General features: G+C 73.0%; 23 protein-coding genes. 7 read left to right on the top strand and 16 right to left on the bottom strand.

Translation table 11 applies throughout. The features are described 5' to 3' along the window. Positions 1-33 precede the first annotated feature (33 nt). Positions 34-1,380, bottom strand: coding sequence for a hypothetical protein (locus VM242_04875; GenBank protein HVM04486.1), 1,347 nt, complete (start codon positions 1,378-1,380; stop codon positions 34-36). Positions 1,381-1,509: 129 nt separating this feature from the next. Here VM242_04875 and VM242_04870 point away from each other — a divergent pair, with 129 nt between their 5' ends. Further along, positions 1,510-1,785, top strand: a complete 276-nt coding sequence (locus VM242_04870) for a YtxH domain-containing protein (protein ID HVM04485.1) — start codon at positions 1,510-1,512, stop codon at positions 1,783-1,785. Positions 1,786-1,815: 30 nt separating this feature from the next. Here VM242_04870 and rpoD read toward each other — a convergent pair whose 3' ends face one another. The 3 genes from rpoD to ppdK all read right to left on the bottom strand — a co-directional run bounded on the left by rpoD (position 1,816) and on the right by ppdK (position 7,612). Then, positions 1,816-3,165, bottom strand: coding sequence for an RNA polymerase sigma factor RpoD (rpoD, locus tag VM242_04865; GenBank protein HVM04484.1), 1,350 nt, complete (start codon positions 3,163-3,165; stop codon positions 1,816-1,818). After that, on the bottom strand, positions 3,162-4,907 hold the full coding sequence (gene dnaG, locus VM242_04860) for a DNA primase (GenBank protein ID HVM04483.1): 1,746 nt from the start codon (positions 4,905-4,907) through the stop codon (positions 3,162-3,164). The genes rpoD and dnaG overlap by 4 nt, the downstream gene beginning before the upstream one ends. A 71-nt stretch (positions 4,908-4,978) precedes the next feature. Next, the gene (gene ppdK / locus VM242_04855) at positions 4,979-7,612 is read right to left on the bottom strand and encodes a pyruvate, phosphate dikinase (GenBank protein ID HVM04482.1); all 2,634 of its coding nucleotides are present in this window, start codon (positions 7,610-7,612) and stop codon (positions 4,979-4,981) included. A 126-nt stretch (positions 7,613-7,738) separates the two neighbouring features. Between ppdK and VM242_04850 the strand changes: the two genes are divergently transcribed. Beyond that, positions 7,739-8,893 carry an FAD-dependent oxidoreductase gene (locus tag VM242_04850; GenBank protein HVM04481.1) on the top strand — a complete coding sequence of 385 codons (1,155 nt, stop codon included), beginning with the start codon at positions 7,739-7,741 and terminating at the stop codon, positions 8,891-8,893. Between the two features lie 195 nt (positions 8,894-9,088). Here the strand turns inward: VM242_04850 and VM242_04845 are convergent, their stop codons facing one another. From VM242_04845 to uppS, 4 genes are read right to left on the bottom strand one after another with little or no spacing between them, the layout of a single operon-like run. Further along, on the bottom strand, positions 9,089-10,402 hold the full coding sequence (locus VM242_04845; protein ID HVM04480.1) for a glycine--tRNA ligase: 1,314 nt from the start codon (positions 10,400-10,402) through the stop codon (positions 9,089-9,091). 9 nt (positions 10,403-10,411) lie between these two features. Then, entirely contained in the window at positions 10,412-10,576 is a 165-nt protein-coding gene (locus VM242_04840) for a hypothetical protein (protein ID HVM04479.1), read from the bottom strand. 13 nt (positions 10,577-10,589) lie between these two features. After that, positions 10,590-11,303: a DNA repair protein RecO gene (recO, locus tag VM242_04835; GenBank protein HVM04478.1), complete on the bottom strand. Its 714-nt coding sequence runs from the start codon at positions 11,301-11,303 to the stop codon at positions 10,590-10,592. A 1-nt stretch (position 11,304) separates the two neighbouring features. Beyond that, the gene (gene uppS / locus VM242_04830; GenBank protein HVM04477.1) at positions 11,305-12,024 is read right to left on the bottom strand and encodes a polyprenyl diphosphate synthase; all 720 of its coding nucleotides are present in this window, start codon (positions 12,022-12,024) and stop codon (positions 11,305-11,307) included. A gap of 95 nt (positions 12,025-12,119) precedes the next feature. Here uppS and VM242_04825 point away from each other — a divergent pair, with 95 nt between their 5' ends. The 3 genes from VM242_04825 to map are packed head-to-tail and all read left to right on the top strand — an operon-like array spanning position 12,120 to position 15,148. After that, positions 12,120-13,034, top strand: coding sequence for a YihY/virulence factor BrkB family protein (locus VM242_04825; protein HVM04476.1), 915 nt, complete (start codon positions 12,120-12,122; stop codon positions 13,032-13,034). Between the two features lie 42 nt (positions 13,035-13,076). Next, the gene (gene aroC, locus VM242_04820; protein HVM04475.1) at positions 13,077-14,177 is read left to right on the top strand and encodes a chorismate synthase; all 1,101 of its coding nucleotides are present in this window, start codon (positions 13,077-13,079) and stop codon (positions 14,175-14,177) included. Further along, on the top strand, positions 14,174-15,148 hold the full coding sequence (gene map, locus VM242_04815) for a type I methionyl aminopeptidase (GenBank protein ID HVM04474.1): 975 nt from the start codon (positions 14,174-14,176) through the stop codon (positions 15,146-15,148). The genes aroC and map overlap by 4 nt, the downstream gene beginning before the upstream one ends. Positions 15,149-15,188: 40 nt before the next feature. Here the strand turns inward: map and VM242_04810 are convergent, their stop codons facing one another. Next, positions 15,189-15,905: a DUF480 domain-containing protein gene (locus VM242_04810; GenBank protein HVM04473.1), complete on the bottom strand. Its 717-nt coding sequence runs from the start codon at positions 15,903-15,905 to the stop codon at positions 15,189-15,191. A 126-nt stretch (positions 15,906-16,031) separates the two neighbouring features. After that, entirely contained in the window at positions 16,032-16,334 is a 303-nt protein-coding gene (locus VM242_04805) for a YegP family protein (protein ID HVM04472.1), read from the bottom strand. A gap of 107 nt (positions 16,335-16,441) precedes the next feature. Between VM242_04805 and VM242_04800 the strand changes: the two genes are divergently transcribed. Beyond that, positions 16,442-18,310 carry an ATP-dependent DNA helicase gene (locus tag VM242_04800; GenBank protein HVM04471.1) on the top strand — a complete coding sequence of 623 codons (1,869 nt, stop codon included), beginning with the start codon at positions 16,442-16,444 and terminating at the stop codon, positions 18,308-18,310. Positions 18,311-18,528: 218 nt separating this feature from the next. Here the strand turns inward: VM242_04800 and era are convergent, their stop codons facing one another. The 5 genes from era to VM242_04775 all read right to left on the bottom strand — a co-directional run bounded on the left by era (position 18,529) and on the right by VM242_04775 (position 22,499). Beyond that, positions 18,529-19,365, bottom strand: coding sequence for a GTPase Era (era, locus tag VM242_04795; protein HVM04470.1), 837 nt, complete (start codon positions 19,363-19,365; stop codon positions 18,529-18,531). A 23-nt stretch (positions 19,366-19,388) separates the two neighbouring features. After that, positions 19,389-20,660 (bottom strand): hemolysin family protein, encoded by a 1,272-nt coding sequence (locus VM242_04790; GenBank protein HVM04469.1) that lies wholly within the window; start codon positions 20,658-20,660, stop codon positions 19,389-19,391. Then, a complete protein-coding gene (gene ybeY / locus VM242_04785; protein ID HVM04468.1) occupies positions 20,657-21,178 on the bottom strand; it encodes an rRNA maturation RNase YbeY in 522 nt (173 codons plus the stop codon). The genes VM242_04790 and ybeY overlap by 4 nt, the downstream gene beginning before the upstream one ends. A gap of 7 nt (positions 21,179-21,185) precedes the next feature. After that, a complete protein-coding gene (locus VM242_04780) occupies positions 21,186-22,085 on the bottom strand; it encodes a PhoH family protein (GenBank protein ID HVM04467.1) in 900 nt (299 codons plus the stop codon). Positions 22,086-22,154: 69 nt separating this feature from the next. Further along, positions 22,155-22,499 carry a histidine triad nucleotide-binding protein gene (locus VM242_04775; GenBank protein ID HVM04466.1) on the bottom strand — a complete coding sequence of 115 codons (345 nt, stop codon included), beginning with the start codon at positions 22,497-22,499 and terminating at the stop codon, positions 22,155-22,157. Between the two features lie 24 nt (positions 22,500-22,523). Here VM242_04775 and VM242_04770 point away from each other — a divergent pair, with 24 nt between their 5' ends. Then, entirely contained in the window at positions 22,524-23,078 is a 555-nt protein-coding gene (locus VM242_04770) for a hypothetical protein (protein HVM04465.1), read from the top strand. 11 nt (positions 23,079-23,089) lie between these two features. On the opposite strand, the gene VM242_04765 is transcribed toward VM242_04770, so the two are convergent. After that, entirely contained in the window at positions 23,090-23,320 is a 231-nt protein-coding gene (locus VM242_04765; protein ID HVM04464.1) for an excisionase family DNA-binding protein, read from the bottom strand.

The raw sequence follows: 23,320 nt of genomic DNA, 5'->3' as shown, positions 1-23,320 counted from the left end.
GCGCTCGGCGAATGCCCGACGGCCACGGAGGTGTCACCCCGTCGATCGCACCGCGAGCGCGTGGACGTCGGCCCGCTCGACCCCGCCCGCGTCCACGTTGGAGACGCGCGCCACGAGCTCGAACTGTGCGCCGTGCCCGCCCTTCACGACCCGCAGGACCCCGACGCCGGGCGTGGAGCCCGTGCTCACGTGCGGGTCGGCGGTGAGCGGGTTGGGGCCGCGGAGGGAGGCGAACACGTGGTTGCCCGGCGGCGCCACGGCCAGGATGTCGGGCGTGGGGTCGGCCGACACGTCGCCGGCCAGCGGCAGGCGGTCGACGAGCTGGTCGGTGGCCGTGTCCACGACCCACAGCAGGTTCCGCCCACGATCGGCCATCCACAGCTCCCGGCCGTGCTTGGTGAGCACGACGCCGTGGGCATCGGCCCCCTCGACGTCCTCACTGAGGACCACCGACGGCGCCGGCGTGTTGGGCGGGTTGGCGGCCGAGAAGCCGGTGACCGGGAAGGCGTACAGGTCGGCCTCGAACAGGTTGGGCCCCGTCCCGCCGCCCGAGTTCACGTACATCTTCCCCGGCCCGTGCCGCCTGGCGGGCACCTCGGCACCCCCGCAGCCGTTGGGGTGGACGGTCGCCCGGTCGTACTCGGCGACGATGCGCATGGGTGTGGCGGCGCTGTCGACGACGAACATCCCGCCGCCCCGCAGGGTCACGAAGGTGTGACGGCTGGTCGCCTCGACCACCGGGCAGATGGGAGCGTTGTCCGGGCGGAGGGCGGCGTCCTGACAGGCTGCGCCGTTCGGTGTGGTGCACGAGGCGAGGTCGATGGTCGCCGCCGGGTTCAGGGCGAAGGTGTTCGCCGCGTAGTCGACGTCCACCCGCTCGAGCAGCTTGCCGTTCTGGTTGGCGACGACCACATAGGCGCCATCCGGCGACGGAGCCGCGAAGTGGGCCTGGCGGGCGCCGCCGGCGCCGGGCGAGGTCCGGACGCACGCCCGCGCCTCCCGCGTCGCCGCGTCGAGGAGGAGCACGTGGCCCGACGCCACGAACGACACCACCGCATGGGTGTGCTCGGCGTTGAAGGCCACCATGTGCGGTCGCACGGGGTTCGCCCCGGTGGCCGCCAGGCAGGCCGCCGCCGCCGGCCCGCCGAGGTCGACGGTCTCGGGGGCGTCCACCGACGACCCGTTCGCCAGCTTCTCGCCGTCCCACACGTAGAGGGTGCCCCCGTAGGTGCGGCCGGGCGAGTTCGACTGGTCGATCGCCCAGACCTCGTACCGGCCGTTGGCGCGGCCGCCGGCATCGGCAGCCACGACGCCCGGAGCCAGGCTCGCCGCCGACGCCACCGCTGCAACCAACCCGGCGATCCCCGATCGCGACGCCATCGCTCGTCCCCCCTCGCTCGCCTCCCGGAACGAAGAGTAGAGCGCCGGGGCCCTCGGGAGAAGGGCTTCGACGACGCCGGGGGGGACGACCCGGTTGTCGGGATCCCCTGGCCGGGGTAGGAACGGGCCATGAGATTCCGACTGGGACTGGCCATCGGCTTCACCTCCGGCTACTACCTCGGCTCCATGGCCGGCCGGGAGCGCTACGAGCAGATCAACTCGGCCATCCGCAAGCTGAAGCGGTCGGAGGCGTACGAGGTCGCCACCGAGCGGGCGCGCGAGGTGGTGGACGCCGGCGTGGACAAGGCCACCGACCTGATCGACTCGGCCCGCACCAACGGGGCCGAGCCGTCGGCACCGACGACGACCGATCCCTACTTCCGCACCGAGCCACCGGCGGTGTAGCCCGCGGCCCAGACGCGGCCCGCCGCCCCGCTACTCCTCGTCGAGGTAGTCGCGGAGGCGCTGGCTGCGGATGGGGTGGCGCAGCTTGGCCAGCACCTTCGACTCGATCTGGCGGATCCGCTCGCGGGTCACGCCGAACTCCCTGCCGACCTCCTCCAGGGTGCGCACCTGCCCGTCGTCGAGCCCGAAGCGCAGCCGCACCACCAGCTGCTCGCGATCGGACAGCTCGGCCAGGGCCTGCTTGACCGCCTCGATCAGCATCGCCTTGGCCGCGGCGTCGGCGGGCACGATGGCCGACTGGTCCTCGATGACGTCGCCCAGGCTGAAGTCCTCGTCGCCCATGGGCTGCTCGAGCGACACGGTGTCCTGGCCGATGCGCAGGACCTCGCGGACCCGGGCGGGCGACATCTCCGCCCGGGCCGACAGCTCCTCGAGCGTGGGTTCGCGGCCGTTCTCCTGCACGAGCTGGCGCTGGATGCGCCCGACCTTGTTGATGGTCTCCACCATGTGCACCGGGATGCGGATGGTCCGGGCCTGATCGGCGATGGCCCGGGTGATGGCCTGGCGGATCCACCACGTGGCGTAGGTGGAGAACTTGAAGCCCTTGGTGTAGTCGAACTTGTCGACCGCCCGCATCAGCCCGAGGTTGCCCTCCTGGATCAGGTCGAGGAACAGCATCCCCCGGTTCCGGTAGCGCTTGGCGATGGACACGACCAGCCGCAGGTTGGCGTTGATGAGCTGCTGGGTGGCGACCCGGCCGTCGCCCTCCGCCCGCTCGAGCGGCCGCCGCAGGTCGGTGGGGACGAGGTGGCGCCCCCCGTACTCCCGTTCGAGCTCGGTGAGCTGCTCGGCGGCGTGCAGGCCGCGTTCGATGCGCTGGGCCAGGAACACCTCCTGGGCCGCCGTCAGCAGCGGGACCTTGCCGATCTCCTTGAGGTACATGCGGACCGGGTCCTCGCCGATCCCGCCCACGCCCTCCGCCTCGGAGAACTCGGGCGCAGGCGCGGCGCCGGCCGGCGCCGCCGCCGGGGGGCGACCGGGGGGCGCGGGCCGGGCGGGTGCCGAGGGTGCGAGCACCTCCACCACGGGTTCGTCGACCAGGCCCCCCGGGGCGGTCGCGTCGGGGTCGACCAGGTCGACCGGCGCCAGGTCGTCCTCGACCGGCTCGTCGGCGGTGACGAACACGTCCTCGGCGTCGTCGTAGTGGATGCCCTCGGCGCGGACGCGGGCCACGACCGAGTTGATGAGGTCGGCGCTCAGCTCCACGCCGTCGAGCACCGTCATCAGGTCGTCGGCGTTCACGCTGCCGCGCCGGCGACCGGTGTCGAGCAACCGGGAGAACGCCTCCTCGGGGACGCCCTCCGGCACGGGGTAGGTCACCCCCCCTCCTCGGACCAGCGCACCAGCCAATCTACCAACCGGTCGGCCGCGTCAGGATCGGGGAGGTCCTCGACCGTGACCTTCAGCCAGCCGACGGCGGCGGACAGGGCCAGCGCCTGCTCCGGCGCGGCACGGGCGTCGGCCTCCAAGGTGGAGACAGCCCGCGCCACGGCCCGCCGGAGGAGCTGCGACAGCACGTCGTCCACGTCAGCCGTCGCCTCCTCCACGGCCAGGCGCTGGAGCAGGTCGGCGGTACCCGGGTCGGCGGCGGCGATGGCGTCGTGGACGGTGGGCGCCCGGGCGATCGTCTCGAACACGGCGCCGTGGCGCTCGTCGGCGAAGAGCGCCGGGTGCAGGCGGCCGACGACCTCGTCGCGCCGGTGGACGGCCAGGCGCAGCGCCTCGAGCTCGGGGCCGCCGGAGTCCCGCCGAGGCGTCGCCGTGGCCGCCGGCCGGCGGGCGGCCCGGCCGTGGGGCCCCACCCCTCGCCGCAGGCGCTCGGCGTCGATCCGGCAGCGGTCGGCGACCTCCATCAGGTACTGGTCGCGCACGAGGTCGCTGGGGTGCTCGCTGATGGCCGCCATGGCGGCCTCGGCCGCTCGCGCCCGTCCCTCGGGCGAGCGCAGGTCGGCCGCTCCCAGCACCCGCTCGACGCGGAAGCGGAGGAACGGCTCGGCCTCCGTGACGGCCGCCGTGAGCCGGTCTGGGTCCCGACGGGCCAGCTCCCCGGGATCGGAGCCGGAGGGCAGGGCGGCCACGAACAGGTCGATCTCGTAGCGGCGCTCCCAGTCGTAGAAGCGCTCGGCGGCGGCCTGGCCGGCGGCATCGGCGTCGTAGGCGAGCACGATGCGGCGGGCGAAGTTCTTGAGCATCCGGAAGTGCTCGTCGGCCAGGGCGGTGCCGCACGTGGCGACGGCGCGGTGCACGCCCACGGCCGCCAACCCGATCACGTCGGTGTAGCCCTCGCACACGACGACCTCGCCCGTGCTCACCACCTCGCTCTTGGCCCAGTTGAGGCCGTAGAGCGTACGGCTCTTGGAGTACAGCGGGGTCTCCGGGGAGTTCTTGTACTTCGGCCCGTCGGCGCCCGGCAGGGCCCGGCCCCCGAACGCCACCGCCTTGCCGGCGGCGTCGAAGATCGGGAACATCACCCGGCCCCGGAAGTTGTCCTGCTGGCGGCCTCGCCGGTTGACGATGCCGAGCCCGGTGTCGCGCAGCACGTCGTCGGGGAGACGCAGTGCCCGGGCCAACGCGTCCCAGTCCGTCGGCGCCCACCCCAGGCGGAAGGCCCGTACGACGTCGCCGTCGTAGCCGCGCGAGCGCAGGTAGGCCCGGGCCGGGGCGGCGTCGGCGGCCGTCAGCAGGCGCTGGTGGTACCACTCGGCCGCTGCCTCGACGGCCTCGATCAGCCGGGTGCGGCGCTGGCGGCCCCTGCCCTCGCGGGCCTCGTCGTAGCGCAGCTCGATGCCGGCCTTGGCCGCCAGCCGCTCCACCGCCTCGACGAAGTCGAGGTGCTCCACCTCGCGGACGAAGGTGATCACGTCGCCCTTGGCCTGGCAGCCGAAGCAGTGGTAGAGCCCGAGCTCGGCGTTGATCGAGAACGAGGCGGTCTTCTCGGCGTGGAACGGGCACAGGCCGACCCACCGGCGCCCCACCCGCTTGAGGGCCAGGTGCTCGGACGCCACCTCGACGAAGTCCGTGGCGGCCCGCACACGGGCGACGTCCTCCTCGACGATGCCCACGCCGAGGACGGTACCGCTTCGGCCCACGCGCCACCGCCGGGGCCCGGCGGTGCTCAGGCGGTGGGTCCCGCTCAGGCGACCCCGGCGGAGCGCAGGATCGCCTGGGCGGAGGCCAGGCGGGCGATGGGCACCCGGAACGGCGAGCAGCTGACGTAGTCCAGCCCCGCCTCGGCGAACAGGGCGATCGACTCGGGGTCGCCGCCGTGCTCGCCGCAGACGCCCAGCTTGAGCCCGGGCTTGGCGGCCCGGCCCCGCTCGGCGGCGATCTTCACCAGCTCGCCGACGCCACCCGGATCGATCGTCTCGAACGGGTTGCGCTTGAGCAGCCCCTGCTCCAGGTACGTGCTCATCATGCGGCCCTCGATGTCGTCCCGGCTGAACCCGAACACCATCTGGGTGAGGTCGTTGGTGCCGAACGAGAAGAAGTCCGCCTCCTCGGCCAGCTCGTCGGCCCGCAGAGCGGCCCGGGGCGTCTCCACCATGGTGCCGATCGACACGGCGATGGGCCGCCTGACGCCGGCGGTGGCGGCGGCGACCGCCTCCTCCACCCACTGGCGGGCGAGGCCCAGCTCCTGGCGGGTGACCGTGAGCGGGATCATGATCTCGACGACCGGCTTGCCCTTGGCGGCGGCCCGGGCCGCGGCCGCCTCCATCAGGGCGCGCACCTGCATGGCGTACAGCCCCGGCTTGAGCACGCCGAGGCGGACGCCCCGGGTGCCCAGCATCGGGTTGAACTCCTCCCAGTGCTTGGCCGCCGCGTAGAGCTGCTCCTCCTCCTCGCTCAGCCCCTCGGTCGCCTTCTTGACGGCCATCTCCTCGGTCGACGGCAGGAACTCGTGCAGCGGGGGGTCGAGCAGGCGCACGGTCACGGGGAGCCCGTCCATGGCCTCGAGGATCTCCTCGAAGTCGGCCCGCTGGACGGCCAGCAGCTTCTCCAGGGCGGCCGCTTCCTCGTCGGGCGTGTCGGCCATGATCATGGCCCGCACGACCGGGAGCCGGTCGTCGCCGAGGAACATGTGCTCCGTCCGGCACAGGCCGATGCCCTCGGCGCCGAAGTTCCGGGCGTTGGCGGCGTCCGGGCCGTTGTCGGCGTTGGCCCGCACCGCCATCCTGCCCTTGCGGACCTTGTCGGCCCAGCCCAGGATCGTGGCGAACTCCTTGGGGGGCTCGCCCATCGACAGCTCGACCTCGCCCAGCACGACGACGCCGCTGGTGCCGTCGACGGCGATGACGTCGCCCTCGTTCACGGTGACGGCGCCCGCGCTGAAGGACTTCCCCTTGATCCGCACCGACTCGGCGCCCACGACGGCGGGCTTCCCCCAGCCCCGGGCCACCACGGCGGCGTGGCTCACCAGGCCGCCGCGCGAGGTGAGTATGCCCTGGGCGGCGATCATGCCGTGGACGTCCTCGGGCGACGTCTCCGTGCGCACGAGGATCACCCGCTCACCCCGCTCGCCGGCCGCCGCCGCGTCGTCGGCCGTGAAGTAGGCCCTGCCGACGGCCGCGCCGGGAGAGGCGGCCAGGCCCTTGGCGATGACCGTCATGTCCTTGCCCGAGAACTGAGGATGGAGCACCTGGTCCAGGTGCTCGGCCGTGACCCGCAGGAGCGCCTCCTCGCGGGTGATCCTCCACTTGCGGCCCTTGGTCATGTCGACGGCCATGCGCAGGGCGGCCCGACCGGTGCGCTTGCCCACCCGGGTCTGGAGCATCCACAGCCTGCCCTGCTCGATGGTGAACTCCGTGTCGCACATGTCGCGGTAGTGCGCCTCGAGGCGCTCGAAGATCCCGAGCAGCTCCTTGTGGATCTCGGGGAAGCGGGTCTTCATGGCCGACAGGGGCTCGGTGTTGCGGATGCCCGCCACCACGTCCTCGCCCTGGGCGTTGACCAGGAAGTCGCCGTAGGCGCCGGCCTCGCCGGTGGCGGGGTCGCGGGTGAAGCCCACGCCCGTGCCCGAGTTGTCGTCCCGGTTGCCGAAGACCATGGCCTGCACGTTCACGGCCGTGCCCAGGTCGTGGGCGATCCGCTCGCGCACCCGGTAGGCCACCGCACGCGGCCCGTTCCACGAGGCGAAGACCGCCTCGATGGCGCCCCGGAGCTGCTCGGCGGGGGCCTGCGGGAACGGCTTGCCGGTGTGGCGGACGACGACGTCCTTCTCCTGCTCGACGAGCTTGCGCAGGGTGCCGGGCGTGATCTCGGAGTCGGCGGTGACGCCGTCCGCCTCCTTGGCGGCGTCGAGCAGCGAGTCGAACTCGGACCCCTCGATGCCCTGGACGATGCGGCCGTACATCGCCACGAAACGGCGGTACGAGTCGTAGGCGAAGCGCTCGTCGGTCTGGACGGCCAGGCCCTCCACGGACTCGTCGTTCAGCCCCAGGTTGAGGACGGTGTCCATCATGCCGGGCATGGAGAACTTCGCCCCCGATCGCACGCTCACCAGCAGCGGGTCCTCGGGGTCGCCCAGCTTCTTCCCCATCGCCTTCTGCAGCCGCTTGACCTGCTTCTCGACCTCGCCGGTGAGGCCGTCCGGCCAGCCCCCGTCCATGTAGGCCCGGCAGGCGTCGGTGGTGATGGTGAAGCCGGGGGGAACGGGCAGCTCGAGCACCGAGGTCATCTCGGCCAGGTTCGCCCCCTTGCCCCCGAGGAGGTCCTTCAGGCCCATGGGGGAGGTGCGGTGCTTGTGGTCGAACGCGAAGACGAGAGCCATGCGGCGAGCCTACCGTTCGGCCCTTCCCGGCCCCCAGGCCCGCGCTCACCCCACGTGGGCCCGAAACGGGCGCTCCGGTGCCCCCGCCGCCGGCGCCCCGTCGGCCGCCCGACCTACGATCCGGCCATGCGGGTGATCGTCCTCGGCGCCGGGTTCGGGGGCCTCGAGCTCGCCACCCGGTTGTCCGAGGAGTTCGGCGACGGGGTCGACGTCGTGCTCGTCGACCAGCGTGACGGGTTCGTGTTCGGGTTCTCGAAGCTCGACGTCATGTTCGGTCGCACGACGGACGCCGCCGTGCACCATCCCTACCGGGAGCTCGCCAAGGCCGGCGTGCAGTTCGTGCAGGCGAAGGTGACCGCCATCGACCCGACGACCAGGGAGGTGGAGACGGACGCCGGTGCGTTCGCCGGCGACGTCCTGGTGGTCGCGCTGGGCGCCGACGTCCACCCCGAGGCCACGCCGGGGCTGGTCGAGGGGGGCCACGAGTTCTACACCGAGGCGGGCGCCTTCGCCCTGCGCCGGGTCCTGGCCGACTTCGAGGGCGGCCGGGTCATCATCGGGGTCACCTCGACGCCGTTCAAGTGCCCGCCCGCTCCCAGCGAGACGGCCCTGCTGATGCACGACCACCTCGTGCGGAACGGCGTCCGCGACACCTCCCGTATCCACCTGGTGATGCCGTTGCCGGTGCCCATCCCACCGTCGCCCGAGGCCTCACGGGCACTGCTGGAGGCGTTCGCCGAGCGCGGCATCGACTGGCACCCGAACCGCCGGTTGAGCGAGCTCGACCCGGCGCAGCGCGTTGCCGTCCTCGACGACGGCAGCGAGATGCCCTACGAGCTGGTCCTCGCCGTCCCGGTCCACCGGGCACCGGCGGTCGTCGCCGAAGCCGGTCTGACCGTCGACGGGTGGGTCCCGGTAAACCCCCTGACGCTGGAGACGTCGTTCCCCGGGGTGTACGCGATCGGGGACGTCACGAGCGTCGGCACGCCGAAGGCCGGCGTGTTCTCCGAGCGACAGGGAGCGGTCGCCGCCGATCGCATTGCCGATGTCATCCGAGGGCGGGCGGGTTCGGCGGAGTACGACGGCCGGGGCATGTGCTACCTCGAGTTCGGCGACCGCGAGGTGGCTCGTGTCGAGGTGACGTTCGTGAGCGGCCACCCCCCGACCGGGACCTTCGTCTCCCCCTCGGAGGCCCTCGCCGCCGAGAAGGTCCGGTTCGGGTCCAGCCGCGCCCGTCGTTGGTTCGGTCGGGAGTGGAGCCCCGGAGGACCGGGCGGCTGACCCCTGGCCGACCGCCGGAGACCCGCCGAGGGTCCGGGAACGGCTGTGCCGTGGCCGCACTCGCCGCCGCAGGCGGCCTCTTCGGCTGCGGACACCGAGAAAGGACAGAGCGGAGGCGGCGCGAGCTCTGCTCGCCCGCCGGAGCACGATCGGACTCGACCGAGTGAGCGAAGCGAGCGAATGAGGTCGAAGTAGCTATCCGAGGGCGAGACGGGAGCGGAGCTCGTCGACCAGGCGGTCGATCGGCACGCGGACCTGCTGGAGGCTGTCGCGCTCGCGGATGGTGACGGCCCGGTCGTCCAGCGTGTCGAAGTCGATGGTCACGCAGAAGGGCGTACCGATCTCGTCCTGGCGCCGGTAGCGGCGGCCGATGGCCTGGGTCTCGTCGTAGTCGACCATCCAGTGGCGCTGGAGCAGCGACAGCACCTCGCGCGACGTCGGCGTCAGCGTCTCCTTCTTGGACAGCGGCAGTACGGCCACCTTGTAGGGAGCGAGCCGGTGGTCCAGGCGCAGGACCGTGCGCGTCTCGTCGTTGACCACGTCGGTGTCGTAGGCGGCCAGGAGGAACGCCATCATGGCCCGGGTGGCGCCGGCGGCCGGCTCGATCACGTGAGGGACGTAGCGCTCGCCGGTCGCCTGGTCGAAGTACTCGAGCTTCTCGCCCGAGGCGGCGGCGTGCGCCGACAGGTCGAAGTCGCCCCGGTTGGCGATGCCCTCCAGCTCGCCCCAGCCCCACGGGTAGCGGAACTCCACGTCGGAGGTCTGCGAGGAGTAGTGCGACAGCTCCTCGGGGTCGTGGGCCCGCAGGCGCAGGAGGTCGTCGGGGATGCCCAGGTCCCGGTACCAGGCCAGGCGCTCGGCGGTCCAGTACTCGAACCACTTGCCCGCCTCGTCGGGCGGGACGAAGTACTCGAGCTCCATCTGCTCGAACTCCCGGGTACGGAAGACGAAGTTTCCGGGCGTGATCTCGTTGCGGAACGACTTTCCCGTCTGGGCGATGCCGAACGGCGGCTTCTTGCGCGCCGTCGTCATGACGTTCAGGAAGTTCACGAACATGCCCTGGGCCGTCTCGGGGCGGAAGTAGGCGACGTTGGCGCCCTCCTGCACGGGGCCGACGAACGTCTGGAACATCATGTTGAACGCCCGCGCCTCGGTGAGGTCGGTGGAGCCGCAGTTCGGGCACGTGCCCTCGATGTGGTCGGCCCGCCAGCGCTCCTTGCAGTTGCGGCAGTCGACCAGCGGATCGGTGAAGTTGGCCAGGTGGCCCGACGCCTCCCAGACCCGGGGGCTGGAGAGGATCGCGGCGTCGATGCCGACCACGTCGTCGCGGAGCTGCACCATCGTGCGCCACCACGCGTCCTTGACGTTGCGCAGCATCAGCACGCCGAGGGGGCCGTAGTCGTACGTGGACCGGAACCCGCCGTAGATCTCGCTGGACGGGAAGACGAACCCCCGCCGCTTGCACAGGTTGACGATGGTCTCCATGAGCTCCGGGCCGGGTTCGGGCATGCCGAGAGGTTACGGCCTCCCCGTCGCCCGCCTCTCGGCCATTGTCGACGCCGCGAACGGCCGGCTGACCCGGCACGGGCGCTCGACCGTCGCTCCGCCGGCGTCCCGCTCCAGCTCGTAGGCACCCTCGGGCGAGATGACCAGCATGCCCATCGGATGCACGGGCAGGGGCACGTGATACAGGTGCTCAGCCGTCGAGCACGTGGAGCGAGCGCAGCCGGCGCTCGAGGTGGTGCTCCATCGAGCGGTTCGCCAGGTGCTCCAACTCGGTGGCCGGGGGCCCGGGGGCTTCGTTGAGGGCGTCGGCCAGGCCCCCGCCCAGCACCCTCCGCAGCAGGGCGAGCGCGTCCGGGCTCACCGGCACGCCGCGCCGGCACCGCCGGCACAGGGCCCCGCCCTCGGCCAGGTCGAAGGCGACCAGGTCCTCCACCGACCCGCACGCCGCGCACTGGTCGAGCAGCGGGTGCGCCCCCTCCAGCGACAGGAGCCTCCAGAAGAAGGCGGCGCCGACCAGCGGGTTGTCGGAGGCGGCCAGCGCCCGCAGCCCGCCCACCAGGAGCTGGTACAGGCGGGGGCTGGGCTCGCGCTCCTGCGCCACCTGGTCCACCACCTCGAGCATCGACGACGCCCGGGCCAGCCGGTCGAGGTCGTCCCGGATGGCGCGGAAGTGGTCGAGGCTCTCGGCCTGGGTGACGATGTCGAGCTCCCTGCCCTCGTAGAGGAGCAGGCTGACGTGGCTCAGCGGCTCCAGCCGGGCGCCGAAGCGGCTCTTGGTCTTCCGCACCCCCTTGGCGACGGCCCGCACCTTGCCGTGCGCCCGGGTGACGAGGGTGACGATGCGATCGGCCTCGCCGAGGCGGATGGTGCGCAGCACCACGCCCTCGTCCCGGTAGAGGCCCACCTCACACGTCCAGGCCGCCGAAGCGACGGTCGCGGCGCTGGAACTCCCGCACGGCCTCGAACAGGTTCTCCCGCCGGAAGTCGGGCCACAGCACGTCGGTGAACACCAGCTCGCTGTACGCCAGCTCCCACAGCAGGAAGTTGGAGATGCGGAACTCCCCGGACGTGCGGATCACCAGGTCCGGGTCGGGCATGTCCGGCAGGTAGAGGTGGGCCCGGATGGCCTTCTCGTCGATGCGGTCGGGGCTCACGCCCGACGCCACCAGAGCCCGCACGGCGTCCACGATCTCGGCCCGGCCGCCATAGTTGAAGGCGATGGTGAGGGTCATCACCCGGTTGCCCGACGTCAGCTCCAGGGCCTCGTCCATCCGTCGCAGGAGGCGCCGGGGCACCCGCCAGTCCCGCCGGCCGGCGAAGCGGATGCGGACGCCGCGTTCGTTCAGCTCGTCCCGGCGGCGGAGGAGGAGCGACTCGTTGAACCGCATGAGGTACCGGACCTCGTCGGCCGGGCGCTTCCAGTTCTCGGTGGAGAAGGCGTACACGGTGAGCCACTTCACGCCCAGCTCGAGGGCGCCCTCGACGGCGTCGAACAGGGCCTCCTCCCCGGCGCCGTGGCCCTCGGTGCGGGGCAGGCCGCGCTTCTTGGCCCAGCGGCCGTTGCCGTCCATGACGCAGCCGATGTGGGCCGGCACCCGCGTCGGGTCGATGCCGTCGAGGTCCACGGAGCGACGGTACCGCGCCGGTGGCCCCGCGCCCCGCCGGGCCAGCGCGGACCCGGACGGATTACGGCAGTGCCCTCGGGGGGTACAGCGACCTCGTGATCGAGCGGGTGCTCTGCCCCCTGGCCAGGCGCTGGGCTTGGGTGGAGACCGCGCTGCGCGTCCAGAAGCGGTTCGAGGAGGTGCACGGCAACTACCTCGGCGCCGCCGTCACCCTCACCGCCTTCCTCTCGCTGTTCCCGCTGCTGCTCGCCGTGGTGGGCGTCGTCGGACTCGTCTCCCGCAACGCCGCCGATTTGCCGGGGACCGTCATCGGGAACCTCGGCATCACCGACCCCACCACCACCACGGTGCTGCGGCGGGCGTTCGAGCAGGCCGAGTCGAGCGGCAAGGCGGCCTCGGCCATCGGCATCGCCGGCCTCCTGTGGTCCGGCCTGGGCCTGGTGGCCGCCTTTCAGTTCGCCTTCGACTCCGTCTGGCAGGCGACCGGCCGCGGCCTCCGGGACAAGCTGTTCGGCCTCATGTGGCTGGCCGGCGCCCCCGTCATCTTCCTCGCCTCCTTCGGGCTCACCTTCGTCCTGCGCCAGCTCCCCGGCCCGGCGTGGCCGGCCGCCCTCGTCGGCAACCTGGCCGTCGGCATCGCGCTGTGGTTGTGGACGTTCAAGGCGCTCACCAACCGCAACGTGGGGTGGAAGCCGCTGCTCCCCGGTGCCGTCCTGGGCGCCGTCGGGCTGCAGGTGCTCCAGACCGTCGGTGGCATCTACGTCCCGCGTGTCGTCAGCTCGACGTCGGCCCTCTACGGGTCCATCGGGGTGGTGTTCGCCATCCTCGCCTGGCTCCTGTTCTTCGGGCGGCTCGTGGTGTACGCCGCCACGCTGAACGTCGTGCGGTGGGAGGAGGACCACGGCACGGTCACGGCGGAGATCGAGGTCCCCCGGGTGCCCGGCGACGTCCCGGTGAGCGCCTCCCGGGCCGGCGAGGCGCAGCCCCGGCAGGCAGCCGCCCACGCCTGAGCACGCCCCGTCGTCCGGCGGCCGATCCCGTAGCCTTCGTGCATGGGCGGAAGCACCTTCGGCCGGGCGTTCCGCGTGACGACCTTCGGCGAGTCGCACGGCGCCGCGGTGGGCGTCGTGGTGGACGGTTGCCCGCCCCGGCTGCCGCTGTCCGTCGACGAGGTCCAGGCCGACCTCGACCGCCGGCGCCCCGGCCAGAGCCGCCTCACCACCCAGCGCAAGGAGGGTGACCGCGCCGAGCTCCTCTCGGGCGTCTTCGACGGCGTCACCCTGGGGACGCCCATCACCGTGGTGGTCCGCAACACCGACGCCCGCAGCGGGGCCTACGAGGAGATGAAGGACGTGTACCGCCCGTCCCACGCCGATTTCACCACCGAGGCGAAGTACGGCGTCCGGGACTGGCGGGGCGGGGGGCGGGCCAGCGCCCGGGAGACCACGGGTCGGGTGGCGGCCGGTGCCGTCGCCCGCAAGCTGCTGCGCACGGTGGCCGGCGTGGAGGTCCTGGCCTGGGTCGAGTCGGTGCACGAGATCGACGCCAAGGTGGACGAGACGGTGGTCACGAGCGAGGCCGTCGAGGCGAACGCGGTGCGCTGCCCCGACCCGGCGGCGGCCGACGCCATGGCGGCCGCCATCGACGACGCCCGCCGCCGCGGCGACTCGCTGGGCGGCGTGGTGGCGTGCGTGGCCCGCCACGTGCCCGCCGGCCTCGGCGAGCCGGTGTTCGACAAGCTGGAGGCCGACCTGGCCAAGGCCATGCTGTCGCTCCCGGCCGCCAAGGGCTTCGAGGTGGGCAGCGGCTTCGGCGGGGCCCGCCTCACCGGCCTGGCCCACAACGACCCGTTCCTGCCCGGCGCCGACGGGCGGCCGGTGACGGCCACCAACCGCTCGGGCGGCGTGCAGGGCGGCATCACCAACGGCGCCCCCGTGCTGCTCCGCGTGGCCTTCAAGCCCACCGCCACCATCGCCCGGCCGCAGCAGACGGTGGACCGCGCCGGCAACGAGGTCACCCTGGCGGCCAAGGGAAGGCACGACCCGTGCGTCCTCCCCCGGGCCGTCCCCATCGTGGAGGCCATGGCGTGCCTGGTCCTCGCCGACCACTGGCTGCGCCAGCGGGCGGTGGACGTGCTCGGCGGGGCCCCGTGACCCACACGGTGGTGAAGTCGAACGACCCTTGCTGGTGCGGCAGCGGGCGCAAGTTCAAGCGCTGCCACCGGGCGGCGTACGAGCCGGTTCGGGCGGGCCGCATCGGCGACCGGCGCACGGTCCCCGAGGGGATCGCCAGGCCGTCCTACGCCGACACCGGCGTCGTCGACCGCTGGCCCGAGCCCATCGTCAAGTCGCCGGACGTGATCGGGCGCATGCGCCGGGCAGGCCGGGCGGCGGCGGACGTGCTGGCCGCCGTGGCCGCCGCCGCCGTCCCGGGCGCCACGACGGACGACCTCGACGCCCTGTGCCACCGCCTGGTCCTGGAGGGGGGCGCCTACCCGAGCCCGCTCAACTACGAGGGATCGGTGCAGCCGTTCCCCAAGTCCCTCTGCACGTCGGTCAACGAGGTCATCTGCCACGGCATCCCGGACGACCGGGCCCTGGTCGACGGCGACATCGTCAGCCTCGACGTCACCCTGTTCCTCGACGGCGTGCACGGGGACACGTGCGTCACCGTCCCGGTGGGCAACGTGGACGCCGCCTCCGGCCGGCTCATACGGGTGACGCGCGAGTGCCTGGAGCGGGCCGTCGAGGTGGTGGCGCCGGGGCGGCCGCTCAACCTCATCGGCAGGGCCATCCAGGAGCACGCCGAGGCGGCCGGGTTCGGGGTGGTGCGCCAGTTCGTGGGGCACGGCGTCGGCGAGATGTTCCACAGCGGGTTCTGCGTCCCCCACTACCACGATCCTGCCCGCCGCGAGCCGCTGGAGCCGGGGATGACCTTCACAATCGAGCCGATGATCACCATGGGCGGGTGGCAGGCCCGCATGTGGCCCGACGGCTGGACGGCGGTGACGGCCGACGGACGCCGCGCCGCCCAGTTCGAGCACACCCTCGTCGTCACCGACGACGGCGCCGACATCCTGACGACCCCCACCGACCCGTTCTCCCACCCGTACTGGGCACGCTGACGGGACGCCGGCCGGCTGCCGCCCGCGCGACGGGGCCCGGCTAGCGACCGCCGAGCCTGGCGACGACCTCGTCGAGGTCGCGGCGCAGGGCCGCCACCTCGGCCCGCAGCACGGCGACCTGCGAGGCGAGGGACCCGTGGCCGGCGTCGTGGTGCCCGGCGTCGACCGGCCGTGGTGCCGGCGGCGCCGCCGCGTACGCCTCCGGTCGTGGCGCCGGCGCCGCCGCGTACGCCTCGGTCGAGGCGACGGCGACGGCACCCGTGTCGGCCGCCAGCAGCTGGGCGTAGCGCGTCTCCTTGCGGCCGGGCTCGCGAGGCAGGCGGGCGACCAGCGGCTCCTCCCTCGACGCCAGGTCGTCGAGCTCGTCGTCGATCTCGTCCAGCGAGGCGAACTCGGCCATGCGCTCGGTGCGGCTGCGCAGCTCGCCCAGCGTCTGCGGGCCCCGCAGCAGGAGCACGGCCAGGAGCGCCAGCTGGCGCCGCTCGAGGGGCAGGACCTCCTCGAGCACCTGGCGGTAGCGGGTGACGGACCGGCCGTGCGACGGGAACACGAAGCGCAACAGGCGCTTCTCCTTGAGCCGGGTGAGGGCCGAATCGACGGTGCGGTCGTCGTAGGAGACGACCGGGTTGCGGCTCGACGTCTGGTTGCACGCCGCCACCAGCGCGTTCAGGGTCAGCGGGTACTGCTGTGGCGTCGTCATCTGCTTCTCGACCAGCGCGCCGATCAAGCGGGCCTCCACAGGGTCGAGGGAGATCACGGCGCCCCGCCCTTCACGCCCGCCACCCCTGCTCGTTCACCGGCCACGGCCGGCGAGCGTACCGCCCGTCCACGGCCGCCCCGGCGTTGTTCGCGAAGCCGGCGGGCCGTTCCGCCGGCGCCCGGCTCAGCTGCCCGAGGAGGCGGCGGCCTTGCGGGGAGCGGCCTTCTTGGCGGCCCGCTTCTTGGCGGCGGCCTTCTTGGCGGTGGCGGCGGCCTTGCGGTCGGCCTCGCCCGCGGCCCATGCCTTGGTGGTCTGGTCCTCCACCTCGGCCCCGCCGGCCAGGTTGCGGACGGCCTTGATCCCGTTCATGGCCGAGGCCTTGCTGTTGTACGCCTCGCTGGTGGCCACGACCTGGCCGTTGGTGGACAGCAGCGAGAAACGGAACTTCCCCGTCGTGCCCTTCTTGACGACGAATTTGCCTGGCATCGTTCCCTCCTGGAATCCCGGTCGTCGCGAACGTACCGGGGTGCGCTCCCGGAATCGGGGATGGTCGTCACGACCCGTGAGCGCCGGTCGGCCGGTACGGTCGTCGCGTGGACGTGAAGGCGGCGCTGGACCGCGTGCGCGCCGCGCTGCCGGCCGGCGAGGAGCGGCCCGGCCAGGTGGCGATGGCGGAGGCGGTGGCTCGCGCCGTCACCACCGGGCGCCACCTCGTGGTCCAGGCGGGGACGGGCACCGGCAAGAGCGTCGGCTACCTCGTGCCCGCCATCCTCTCGGGCAGGCGGGTCGTGGTGGCGACGGCCACCAAGGCGCTCCAGGACCAGCTCGCCGCCAAGGACCTCCCGTTCCTGGCCCGTCACCTCGGCGTGCCGTTCGACTTCGCCGTGGTGAAGGGTCGCTCCAACTACCTGTGCCGCCAGCGGGCCGACGAGGTGACGGGCGGCGGCGACCAGCTCACCCTGGAAGACGACGCCGACGTCGGGCCGCTCGGGCGCGACGTCCTGCGCCTCGTCGAGTGGGGCCGCACCACGGAGACGGGCGACCGGTCGGACCTCGACTTCGAGCCCCGCCCGCGGGCGTGGGCGGCGGTCAGCGTCAGCGCCACCGAGTGCCCCGGGGCGGCGAAGTGCCCGAGCGGCGAGACGTGCTTCGCCGAGGCGGCACGCCAGCGGGCGGAGGCGGCCGACGTGGTCGTCGTCAACACCCACCTGTACGGCGCCCACCTGGCGAGCGGCGGTCACGTGCTGCCCGAGCACGACGTGGTGGTGTTCGACGAGGCGCACGCCCTGGAGGACGTCGCCGCCGAGAGCCTGGGCCTGGAGCTGGGCGCCGGGCGGGTACGGGCGGTCGCCCGGTCGGCGCGTGGGCTGGTGGCGTCCGACGACGCCGGAGCGGTCGACGACCTCGAGTCGGCCGCCGTCCGGCTGGAGGAAGCCGGCGCACCGTGGCGCGACCGGCGCGTGCCGCCCGACCTCGGCACCGAGCTGGGCGCCGCCGTCGAGCTGACCGCCCAGCGGCTCCAGCGGGTGACGAGCGCCGTCCGCTCCGGGGAGGGCGACTCGGCCCGCAAGGCCCGGGCGCTCCAGGCCGCCGGTCACCTGGCGGGCGACCTCCAGCTGGCGGCATCGGTCCCGGACGGGTACGTGGCGTGGGTGGAGGGCCGCACCGGCGGCGCGGTGCTGCGCATGGTGCCGATCGACGTGGGCGGCCTCCTGGCCAGCCGGCTCTGGAGCGAGGTCACGGCGGTGCTCACCAGCGCCACCGTCCCGCCCCTCCTGGCTGCCCGCGTCGGCATCGAGCGCGAGCGGTGCGACGAGCTGGACGTGGGGAGCCCTTTCCCCCACGCCGACCACGCCGTCCTCTACTGCGCCGCCCACCTCCCGGACCCCCGCAGCCCGGGGTACGCCGACGCCATGCATGCCGAGATGGAGGCACTGGTCAAGGCGGCGGGCGGGAGGACCCTCGCCCTGTTCACGAGCTGGCGGGCGATGCAGGCGGCCGTCGAGGTCCTGCGGCCCCGCCTCCCGTGGACGGTCCTCGCCCAGGGTGACCTGCCCAAGCCGGCGCTGGTGGAGGCGTTCGCATCCGACGAGCGGTCGTGCCTGTTCGCCACCATGGGGTACTGGCAGGGCATCGACGTGCCCGGCCCGTCGCTGTCCCTCGTCACCATCGACCGCGTCCCGTTCCCGCGCCCGGACGAGCCGCTGGTCCAGGCCCGGCGGGAGCGGGCGGGGCCGGGTGCCTTCCGGCTCGTCGACCTCCCCCGCGCCGCCACCCTCCTCGCCCAGGGCGCCGGCCGTCTCGTGCGGTCGGCCACCGACCGCGGCGTCGTCGCCGTCCTCGACCCCCGGCTGGCCACCGCCGGCTACCGCTGGGACCTCGTCCGCGCCCTCCCCCCCATGCGCCGCACCCGCCACCGCGCCGAGGTCGAGGCCTTCCTGGCCGAAGCCCTCGCCACCTGAACCCAGACGGTCGCCAGAGGCGCGTGTGCGGCCGTGCGCGGTGGGTGTGTCGCCAGGGCGTGCGGCCACGCGCGCGGCCGCAGGCCGCCCCGATGGCTGGACGCCACCCGCCGGCGGAGCCGGCGGCGAAAACGTCGAGCGGAGGCCCGGCGGCTCAGCCGCCGGGCCGGAGCACGATCGAACTCGCCGAGCAAGCTCCGCTTGCGACGGCGAAACCTTCAGTACCCCAGCCGCTCCAGGGCCTTGGCGTGGCGCTGCCAGTCCTTGTCGACCTTGACGAACAGCTCGAGGAAGGCCCCGGGCGGCAGCTGGTGGCGGACGCGGGTGCCGACCTCCTTGAGCACGGCGCCCCGCCTGCCGATGACGATCCCCTTCTGGGAGTCCCGCTCGACGAGGATCTCGCAGCGGATGCGGGGCCACTCCCACTCCGTCACCAGGCAGGCGATCGAGTGCGGCAGCTCGTCGCGGGTGACGGCCAGGAGCTGCTCGCGCACCAGCTCGGCCACCCAGAACGCCTCGGGCACGTCCGTCACCATGTCGTCGGGGTAGTACGCCGGTCCTTCGGGCAGGCGGGCGACGAGGGCGTCCACCAGCGCGTCCACGCCCTCGCCCGTCACCGCCGACACCGGGAAGTACTCGGCCCGCTCGAGCTGGCCGGCCGCCGCCAGCTGGGCCAGCACCTGGGCGCGCGAGGCCGCATCGACCTTGTTGACGACGACGACGGCGTCGCCGGGCACCCGGGCAGCCACGAACCGGTCCCCTCGCCCGAGCGGCGCGGTGGCGTCGATCACCAGCACGACCACGTCCACGTCGCCCACCGCCGACACGGCCGTGTCGTTCAAGCGGGTGCCGAGGAGGGTACGGGGCTTGTGCACGCCGGGGGTGTCGACGAACACGACCTGGGCGTCGGGCCGGTTGAGCACGCCGCGCACCTGGTTGCGCGTCGTCTGGGGCTTGTCGGAGACGATCGACACCTTGGTGCCGAGGATGCGGTTGACCAACGTGGACTTCCCCACGTTCGGTCGACCGACCACCGCCACGAAGCCCGAGCGCACCGGACCGGCCCCCGCCGTGCCGGCTACTCGGCCGCGGCCGGCGCCGGCGACTCGGCCTTGGTGATGCGGACCCGGCCGATACGACGCCCCTGGACCTTCTCGGCGACGAGGCGGTGACCGTCGACCTCGACCGCCTCACCCTCGGTCGGCACGTGGCCGAGGAGGTTGAACACCAGGCCGCCCACGCTGTCCCAGTCGCCGGTGGGCAGATCGGCCTTCAACAGGTCGTTGACCTCGTCGATCGGCATGCGGGCGTTCACACGGACGTCGCCGTTGCCGAGCTCCTCGACACCCGGCTCCTCCACGTCGAACTCGTCGACGATCTCGCCGACCAGCTCCTCGATGAGGTCCTCCAGGGTGACCAGACCCGCCGTGCCGCCGTACTCGTCGACCACCACGGCGATGTGGAACTTGTCCCGCTGCATCTCGCGGAGGAGCTCGGTGACGCGCTTGGTCTCGGGGACGAAGTGCGCCTCCCGCACCAGGTTGCGGACCTCCTCGGCCGCCTTGCCCTCCCGCTCGGCCCGCATGAGGTCCTTGATGAAGATGATGCCGACGATGTCGTCGATGCCCTGGTCGTAGACGGGGATGCGGGAGAACCCGGCGGCGATGGCCACCTCGATCACGTCGCTGACCTTGTCCCGCCCCTCGACGGCCACCATGTCGGGCCGCGGCACCATCACCTCGCGCACGACGGTGTCGCCGAACTCGATGATCGAGTGGATGAGGCGGCGCTCGTCGTGCTCGATGACCTCGTCCTCGGTGGCCACGTCCACCGTGGCGAGGAGCTCCTCCTCCGACACGAACGGTCCCTGCTTGAGGCCCTTCCCGGGCAGGATCCAGTTGGACAACCCGATGAGGGCCCGGGCCAGGAGCCGGATCGGGAGCAGGTTGGAGATGGCCGACACCGCGGGGGCGGCCAGCAGCGCCGCTCGCTCGGCGTGCTGGACGGCCCACGTCTTCGGAGCCGCCTCCGCCAGCACGAAGATGATGGCGATCTCGGCCACGGTGGCGACCGTCACGACGAGGGCACCGAAGCGGTCGAAGACCAGGCCCACCAGGATCGACGCCACCACGTGGCACATGAGCACGAGCAGCAGCACCGGATTGAGGAAGTGCTCGGGGTGCTCCACCAGCCGGGCCAGCTTCTTCGCCCCCCTGCGGCCCTCCTCCTCGAGGGTGATGGCCTTGATGCGGGAGATCCTGGTGAGGCTCGTCTCGGCCATGGCGAAGAACCCCGCCAGGAGGATCAGAGCGCAGATCACGCCGAGGAGCACGAGCTCGGTCGGTGTCACGTCGCCCCTCCCGCCGAGGAGCGGTGGAAGCGGTCGAGCAACTCCTGCTCGCGCTTCTCCATCACCTGGGCCTCCTCGTCGTCGACGTGGTCCATGCCCATCAGGTGGAGGATCCCGTGGACCGTCAGCAGCGCCAGCTCGTCCTCGTACGACGACTGGGACTCGGTGGCGTGGCGCAGGGCCACCGACGGGCAGATCACCACGTCCCCGAGCAGGGTGGGCAGCTCGGACGCCTCGACCGGCACCCACCCGGGACCGCTCCCGCCCGAGTCGGGCGAGCGGCCGCCCTCGGCCGGCTCCTCGTCGATGGGGAAGGCGAGGACGTCGGTGGGGCCGTCCTTGCCGGCGAAGCGCTTGTTCAGGTCCGACATGGCCTGCTCGTCGACGAAGAGAAGGGACAGCTCGGCCTCGCCCTTCACGCCCTCGGCCTCGAGCACCGACCGGGCCAGGCGCACCCAGCGCAGGGTGTCGACGGGATGGGTCGACTGCTCGTCCGCGGCGAAGACCTCGACGGTCACGGCGCCGTCAGCCCTCGGCCCGCTCGTAGGCCGTGACGATGTCCTGCACGATCCGGTGGCGCACCACGTCACGGCGGGTGAGGCGGACGAACGCCAGCCCGTCGATCCCGCCCAGGATCTCCTCCAGCCCGAACAGGCCCGATTTCCCCCCGGCGACGTCGACCTGGGTCACGTCGCCCGTGATCACCGCCTTCGATCCGAAGCCGATGCGGGTCAGGAACATCTTCATCTGCTCGGGGGTGGTGTTCTGCGCCTCGTCGAGGATGATGAAGCTCCGGTTGAGCGTCCGCCCCCGCATGAAGGCGAGGGGCGCCACCTCGATGGCCCCCTTGTCGAGGAGGCGGGGCATGGCGTCGGTGCCGAGCATGTCGAAGAGGGCGTCGTACAACGGCCGCAGGTAGGGGTCGACCTTCTCCATAAGCGTGCCAGGTAGGAACCCCAGGCGCTCGCCCGCCTCCACCGCCGGCCGGGTGAGGATGATGCGCTCGACCTGCTTGGCCTGCAGCGCCTGCACGGCGAGGGCCACGGCGAGGTACGACTTGCCCGTCCCCGCCGGCCCGATGCCGAAGGTGATGACGTTGGCGGCGATGGCGTCGGCGTACGACTTCTGGCCCGCCGTCTTCGGGCGCACGGTGCGCCCGCGGCTCGAGCGGAGGACCTCCGCCGTGAGCACCTCGGAGGGCCGCTCGTCGGCCTTCACCATGTCGATGGTGCGGGCCACGTTCACCACGTCGAGGAACTGGCCCTGCTCGAGGAGGACGAGCAGCTCCTCGAACAGCTTTCCGACGCGCTCGGCGTCCTCCCCCTCGATGCTGATCTCGTTCCCGCGCGCGTGGATCGTGGTGCCCCCGAAGGACTCCTCCACGAGGCGCAGCAACTCGTCGCGCTGGCCGAGCAGGCCAACCATGAGATGGTTCCCGGGGACGAGGATCTTGACGGAGGTGGATGACAAAGGAGCTCGGGGCTCAGCGTACCGTCAGCCCGGAGGCCACCCGAGACGCCGGCCGCCGATCACGTGCAGGTGGAGGTGGGGAACGGAGTTCGCGGCGTCCTCCCCCACGTTGAACACCAGGCGGTAGCCCGACGCGTCGACGCCCTCGGAGGCCGCCACCTGCTGGGCGGTGGTGAGCATCTCGGCCACCACGTCGCCGTCCTCGGCGGTGACGGCCGAGGCGTCCGCGATGTGGCGGCGGGGCACCACCAGGACGTGGGTGGGGGCCACGGGGTCGATGTCGCGGAAGGCGTACGTGCCGGCGGTGGACGCCACCTGCCGGGACGGGATCTCGCCCGCCACGATCCTGCAGAAAAGGCAGTCGGCCACCGTCGAGAAACTAGCGTCGCACCGGTGGCAGCCGTGGAGGCGATGCTGGCCGACCTCGCACGATGGACGGGGGAGGAGCGGGCGGACGAGGCGGCCCGCTCCCGCATGCGCGAGCGGTGGTTGCGCCGGCAGGCCGAGGAGGACGCCCGCTTCGCCGGGGTGCTGCTGGACCTGTCGGAGGCGGGCGCCGGGGTGGCGGTGCGGACGACGGGCGGGCGGACCGTCCACGGGCAGGTCGTGGCCGTGGCGAAGGACTTCTGCGTCGTGCGCCACGCCGGCATGGCGACGTTGCTGGCGTTCTCGGCGGTGGCCACCGTGCGTCCCGAGCCGGGTTCCCGCGCCGGCGAAGCGGCGTCCGGGCGGGCCGCCCCGGTGGCGGCCACCCTGGTCGAGGCGCTGGCCGGGCTGGCCGGCGATCGGCCCCGGGTGCGGGTCGTGCTCGACGCCGGCGGCGACGCGGTGGCGGGCGAGCTGCGGTCGGTCGGCGCCGACGTGGTGACGCTGCGCCTCGACGGCGGGACCGACTCCCCGCTGTACCTCCCGCTGGCGGCGGTGCGGGAGCTGACCCTGCTCGGCTGAGCCGGGCGGAGCTAACGGGCGGCTTCCCTGCGGGGCTCGGGATAGAGGTGATCGAGGGTGCCGGGCGGGATGCGCGACGCCTCGATGAACGCCTCCACGTCGCTCTCCTTGAGCCGGATCACGCGGCCGAGCTTGTAGGCGGGGATCTGGCCCTCGTCGATGAACCGGTACAGGGTCCGCAACGTCACGCCGAGGCGCTCGGACGTCTCCCGCGTGCTCATCCAGGTGATCGGGTCGGGCAT

The sequence above is a fragment of the Acidimicrobiales bacterium genome (assembly GCA_035540975.1).
Taxonomy (GTDB): domain Bacteria; phylum Actinomycetota; class Acidimicrobiia; order Acidimicrobiales.
The sequence above is the reverse complement of the archived record's forward strand: the minus strand, read 5'-3'. Positions and strand labels throughout refer to the sequence as shown.

Coding starts and splice junctions, on each gene's coding strand:
- VM242_04805 (HVM04472.1), bottom strand. CDS start 16,334: ATGCCAGGCAAATTCGTCGTCAAGAAGGGCACGACGGGGAAGTTCCGT.
- aroC (HVM04475.1), top strand. CDS start 13,077: ATGGGCGGAAGCACCTTCGGCCGGGCGTTCCGCGTGACGACCTTCGGC.
- VM242_04875 (HVM04486.1), bottom strand. CDS start 1,380: ATGGCGTCGCGATCGGGGATCGCCGGGTTGGTTGCAGCGGTGGCGTCG.
- VM242_04780 (HVM04467.1), bottom strand. CDS start 22,085: ATGGTTGGCCTGCTCGGCCAGCGCGACGAGTTGCTGCGCCTCGTGGAG.
- ppdK (HVM04482.1), bottom strand. CDS start 7,612: ATGGCTCTCGTCTTCGCGTTCGACCACAAGCACCGCACCTCCCCCATG.
- VM242_04845 (HVM04480.1), bottom strand. CDS start 10,402: ATGCCCGAACCCGGCCCGGAGCTCATGGAGACCATCGTCAACCTGTGC.
- VM242_04870 (HVM04485.1), top strand. CDS start 1,510: ATGAGATTCCGACTGGGACTGGCCATCGGCTTCACCTCCGGCTACTAC.
- VM242_04850 (HVM04481.1), top strand. CDS start 7,739: ATGCGGGTGATCGTCCTCGGCGCCGGGTTCGGGGGCCTCGAGCTCGCC.
- VM242_04765 (HVM04464.1), bottom strand. CDS start 23,320: ATGCCCGACCCGATCACCTGGATGAGCACGCGGGAGACGTCCGAGCGC.